This window comes from Neisseria sp. HMSC70E02 (assembly GCF_001838645.1).
Lineage (GTDB): Bacteria > Pseudomonadota > Gammaproteobacteria > Burkholderiales > Neisseriaceae > Neisseria > Neisseria macacae.
Genome location: NZ_KV838088.1, coordinates 1 through 5456, shown reverse-complemented (window position 1 = coordinate 5456; position 5456 = coordinate 1). Strand labels below are relative to the sequence as shown.

Genomic DNA, 5456 nt, shown 5'->3' with positions numbered 1-5456 from the left:
CTAACCCTCTCCCACGGGGAGAGGGGATGGGTTGGCAGGGAGAATCCAAGCGACAGAGAAGCCAAAAATGGTTGGATTTCAGTCGTAGCGTGGGCTTTGCCCGCAGAATTGACTTACTGGTTTGTGCTTTGCCCTCTCCCTAGCCCTCTCCCACGGGGAGAGGGATGGGTTGGCAGGGAAACTCCAAGTGGCAGAGAAGCCAAAAATGCTTGAATCTCAGTATCCTCAATACCCTCTCCCCGTGGGAGAGGGTTAGGGAGAGGGCGGTAAGCGCAAGCTTACTTTAGTGGCAAACACCAATCTTGCAGGCAGCCTGTCGAATTTCATCGGCTATTTACGATGCCGGAAGATAATTTTGTTTGTGCAGGAATGCGGCAATTTCTATCGGCTTCAGGCGGAGGTCGTCTGAAACCTGTTTAAGCTGCCTCAAACAGTTTTCTCATGGCTTCGATTTGGTGTTGTTTGAGTTCGCCTGCTTCGTCGCGGCCGACGAAGATTTTGAACATGGCGCCGCCGTTGCGGTTGATGAAGTTGAGCGAACAGGTGGCTTTGCCCATAAACGGGCGTTCCAAAAGGTAGATGGCAGCGCAGTTTTCGTAATAGATATGACCGTGTACGCCGCCGTCGGTTTCGGGGTGGTCGAAGTTGTAGAAGCCGCGGCCGACTTTGCCACCGGGCAGTTTGCCGGTAACTTCGACGATGGCGTCGGGGGTGTGGGCGATGAAGGTGACGGCTTCGTCCCAAGCGGCGACGGCTTGGAGGATTTCGACGATGCGGCTGCCTTCTGTTTGGCGGATGCAGTTTTCGGGCAGGCAGCGGATGACGTCTTCAAAGCTGCATTGGTTTTGCGCGGCGAGCATTTCGAGCACTTGGCCGGGATTTTTTTCCAATGATTGGCGCAACATGATTTGTTGTTCGGATGAAAGTTTTTGCATGGTTTGATCCTTGTCTTGGGTCGGAAGGGTGAGCATGAGTTTGCGGATGAGGGTGGGCGACCAGTAGCGGCCGCTGGTGTTCAGGCGGATGAGGCCGTCCGAACCTTGTTCTTCAAAGAGTTGCATGTCCTGCCATTGGGCAATCAGTTTCTGCGCGGCGGCGTTGCCGTCAAACAGCGAGGGATTCAGACGGCCTGTTTCCATGTCGTGCTGCACTTGTCCGAGCAGGGTTTTGTTCGGGCTGTGGCCGCTCATGAAGGCGATGTTTTTTTCGCCTTTCGGGGTGGCGAGGTAGCTGTCCAAATCGCCCTGCACCTGATAGCTGAAGCCGCCGAGGTTGCCGCCTGCGCCGGAGCCGAACGCCCAGCAGGGGATATTGGATTTGACCAGCGTGTTGTAACGGTTGCGTTCTCCGCGGCCGGGATAGGCGAAATGGCTGTTGCTGACTTGGTTCCAGCCTTTTTGTGCCAGCGTTTCGACGGCGTAGGCGTATTGGTCTGCCTGAACGTCGAAACCGGGCGGGGCGGGAAATGCGCCTTTCTCCACCATGCGGTTGATGGGCAGCATGGGATAGAGGTTGAAGGCGTAGGTGTCGAGTCCGGACAAAGGTAGGGCGGTGGCGCGTTCGAGGTCGTTTTGCCAAACGGTGTCGGTTTGGTTGGGCAGGCCGAACATCAAATCGACAACGATGACGGCATTGATTTCACACAGTTTTTCCAGATAGGTAAAGGCTTCGTCGCCGCCGTGTTTGCGGCCGAGGCGGCGGCGGATGGCGGTGTCGAAAGTTTGCACGCCGATGGAAATGCGGTTGGCGCCCGCTTCGATGCAGGCTTGGGCTTTTTCGATGTCGAAATGGCTCATGCGGCCTTCGATGGTGAACTCGCAGTCGTCGGCAATCGGCAGGTATTGGTAACAGGCGCGGATGAGTCTGGCGAGGTCCGGGGTTTGCAGCGCGGTGGGCGTGCCGCCGCCGAAATAGACGGCGCGGATTTTGCCGTTGCCTTGGCGGATTTCGGATTCTGCCGCCATTTCTTCGATGATTTTGTCGGTGTAAACGCTGCTGTAACTCTCTTTCCACGCGTTGCGGTAGAAGCCGCAGAACACGCAGTGGTTGGCGCAGAAGGGGATGTGCAGATAGGCGAGCGCGTCGGAATCGGCGGCATGGGGGAGCTTCTGCTGCCAAATATTTTGCCATTGCGGACGGGGAATCGGTATGCCGCCCCATATCGGCATCAACGCCTGCCGTTCGGGAAAGGCTTTGGGCGCGGATTGGCGCGGTGTCCAAACGATCTGCTTTTCCATATTTGATTAAAAATGATTATTAATCATATTAGGAAATTAAATCACTGTCATCAGGCAGTGTCAAGGATGATAGAGCGGGAAAACGGAACATGAACAGTGTCGGCAGGTGAATAAATATAGTGGATTAACTTTAAACCAGTACGGCGTTACCTCGCCTTAGCTCAAAGAAAACGATTCTCTAAGGTGCTGAAGCACCAAGTGAATCGGTGCCGTACTATCTGTATGTCTGCGGCTTCGTCGCCTTGTCCTGATTTAGTTAATCCACTATATTGGTGGAATGGCTTGAGGTCGTCTGAAAAATCAAAGGTTTGGTTTGCTTTTGGCCTTAGTGATGAGGCATTCAACCGAAAACCTGATGAATAGGTGGCAAAACCGGCGAACCGATGGCGCAATGAAAAAAGGTCGTCTGAAACCCAAAATCGGATTTCAGACGACCTTTAAGCTGCATCTTCAGACGGATAGCTTACATTTGCTGTTTCGCCGCGTTGATGGCGTTTTGGTCGGGATTGATCAAAATCTCGACGCGGCGGTTTTGGGCGCGGCCTTCGGCTGTGGCGTTAGATGCAATCGGGTGGCGAGAGCCGTAGCCGGCGGTGGTCAGGCGCGAGCCGTTTACGCCGCGGGATTGCAGGTAGTCGGCAACGGCAAGTGCGCGGTTGCGGGACAGCGGTTCGTTGATGGCATCATTGCCGGTGTTGTCGGTATGACCGTTAATCGTCAAGGTCGTGTCGGGATATTGCACCAGTGTTTCGGAAGCGGTCGCCAAAGCGTTTCGCGCCTGATCGCTCAATGCCGCGCTGCCTGTGGCGAAGGTGACGTTTTCAGGCATCACCAACTTGATTTGGTTGCCTTGGCGTTCTACTTCGATGTTGGTGTTTTTCAGGTTTTCGCGCAGTTTTTTCTCTTGGTAGTCCATGTAGCCGCCTACGCCCGCGCCAATCGCGCCGCACGCCAACGCGGAATTGCGCGCGCCTTTACCGCCGTGGGTCAGTGCGCCGACGATGCCGCACACTGCCGCGCCGCCTAAGCCGTACATAGCGGTTTTGCTGGTGTTGCGTTGTCCGCTTACAGGATCGGTTACGCAGCCGGTCAGTGCCAAAGGGATTGCCAACGCGGCAACGGTCAGAGGTTTCAAGAATTTCATTGAGATGTCCTTTCGACAACGACGCAGGGGTCGTCTGAAAATCAGTTGGAAGAAGGGATGGTTCCCGCCATGACTCATATTGCCATTAATCCAATCGCTGTCCATTCATTGCCCGCGCGTTTCAGGGATAACGCGATGCGGCAGCCTTGATTAAGGTGTTTTTCATTCAAAACAAAAGACTAGGTTTGAAGGGGTTGTCATCACGCAGGAGTATCTATTTGATTGGGCAAAAGAAAAGCGATTTGGTTCACTGAAAGCCGATAATTGGCATGGCGGTATGCGGATTTGCCGCGATACCGCTTTTTAACGCTGTTTCGCACGATGCCGCCGATACCATCCCGCCAGCGCAAATTTCAAGCGCACTTTCACATCATAGCCCACAGACCCTGCGCCCAAAATGAACAAGACGGCGGATACCGGCAGCGCGAAATGGTGTCCGATTTTGTGGTAGCCCCAAGCACCCACGACGCCGCCCAGCAGAAATGCCCACATCAAGCCGTTCAACAGCCACATCTTCGGTTTGTTGACATGCACATGAGGCAGGCGCGGATGATGTTTTTTCGAGTAATACAGTGCACGCGAAAGCTCGATGCCCAAGTCGGTCGCCGTGCCGGTCATGTGCGTCGAACGGATCGCGCCGCCGGACAAAAGCGTCATCACCGTATTGTGCATTCCCATGATAAAACACATTAAAAACAAGGCCAACGACGGGAAAACCAAATTCCCGTCCCCGATGTTCCACTTCGATGTCGTCAGACCGAACAAGCCGAATATCAGCAGATAAACCGCTTCCAGCCACATGGAAAAACCGAAGCTGCCGCGAAACCGCTTCTGCTGCGTCCACAAAACCACCCAGCCCGAATGCGCCGCGCCGACAATGAAACACAACACGCTGATCAAAGCCACCGCCGCTGTTACCCATTCGCGCAGATAAACAGCGTCTGCCAGCATCGACATCGAGCCGGTAACGTGTGACGTATAACGTGAAAACGCAAAGAAACCGCCTGCGTTGATTGCGCCCGCCAACATCGCCATGATATAGCCCAGCCTGCGGAAGCGCGCATCGGAAATATGGTGTTCGTGCAGATACGGCCTGTCCGCCTGCCAAAACGGTGGCGCATGCAGGCGTTCGTGCCGACGCTTGTGGCGGCTGGTCGGCTGCTGTGGCTCGTTTGGTGTTTCTTCGTGATGATTTGCCGTCATATCAATCCCTTTTCAATTTTTCAGACGACCTCGATTCGATTGGATATGGTGCGATATTGTATCGCTAAGGGCTTCTTCAATGAATATGGCGAAATCACTATAAAAAGAGCAGGGTGAGATACGAGGTCGTCTGAAAATGGCCCTTCACTTTTCAGACGACCTCTTGTCAGGTGGTACGATTTGTTTTGGCAGGGTTTTATCGGTTGGATATGGGCGGTACGACAGGCTTCACAATTTGCCGCAAAAGGCGTACATTATCCCTATCCCTTGATATAAAAAGGAAAAATCATGTCTCCCATTCGAGCTTCCCTGATGTTGTGTATCGTGGCAACCCTGGCCGCTTGTGCCACTACGCCCGAACAAAAAGCCGCCCGCGAACGCGCGCAAAGACGTTATGAACAGAATCTTCAAGTCAGTCTGGCTGCCGAATGCGATCCGGAGACTGCCAAACTGATGCGCAAACAGTTCGAGCAGGCGGAGCAAGTCGGCACGCCCAGTGCAGAACAAAAAGCCTTCCGCCTGAAATACATCGACAAAGTGTCCGACCCGATGTTCCAAGCCTGCTATAAGATGGCATGGCAAAATTATATTTCCCAACAACAGCTGCGCGAAGCACGCTATTACCGCTATTACGACGAGTGGGGATTCCCGTTTTACCGGCCGTATTACTGGTGGTAAAAAACGACCTGATATGTGTGCAGCCTTGAGCCGATAGAGTGGGGCAATCGTAGAGAGCCGGCGCTAAGGCAGGTTGTTTGTGGTGTTGCAGTGTCCGTTTACCGAATCATGCAGAAAGACAGCCGACGATGTAAAAAGGTCGTCTGAAAACCCGATTTCAAGTTTGAACTGCACCCCAAAAGTTGGACATCCCC

At 53.8% G+C, this 5456-nt stretch carries 4 protein-coding genes; 1 reads left to right on the top strand and 3 read right to left on the bottom strand.

Annotated elements, in window-relative coordinates; translation table 11 throughout:
* Positions 1 to 416: 416 nt before the first annotated feature.
* The 3 genes from hutW to HMPREF3277_RS06145 form a co-directional block, all read right to left on the bottom strand.
* Complete coding sequence (gene hutW / locus HMPREF3277_RS06155; RefSeq protein ID WP_070870370.1) at positions 417 to 2237, bottom strand: heme anaerobic degradation radical SAM methyltransferase ChuW/HutW; 1821 nt, start codon at positions 2235 to 2237, stop codon at positions 417 to 419.
* Between the two features lie 463 nt (positions 2238 to 2700).
* The gene (locus tag HMPREF3277_RS06150; protein ID WP_040668660.1) at positions 2701 to 3381 is read right to left on the bottom strand and encodes a YiaD family glycine zipper/OmpA-like lipoprotein; all 681 of its coding nucleotides are present in this window, start codon (positions 3379 to 3381) and stop codon (positions 2701 to 2703) included.
* A gap of 303 nt (positions 3382 to 3684) precedes the next feature.
* Positions 3685 to 4584 carry a YoaK family protein gene (locus HMPREF3277_RS06145; RefSeq protein ID WP_003759313.1) on the bottom strand — a complete coding sequence of 300 codons (900 nt, stop codon included), beginning with the start codon at positions 4582 to 4584 and terminating at the stop codon, positions 3685 to 3687.
* 288 nt (positions 4585 to 4872) lie between these two features.
* Between HMPREF3277_RS06145 and HMPREF3277_RS06140 the strand changes: the two genes are divergently transcribed.
* Complete coding sequence (locus HMPREF3277_RS06140) at positions 4873 to 5262, top strand: hypothetical protein (protein ID WP_040668659.1); 390 nt, start codon at positions 4873 to 4875, stop codon at positions 5260 to 5262.
* Positions 5263 to 5456: the final 194 nt, after the last annotated feature.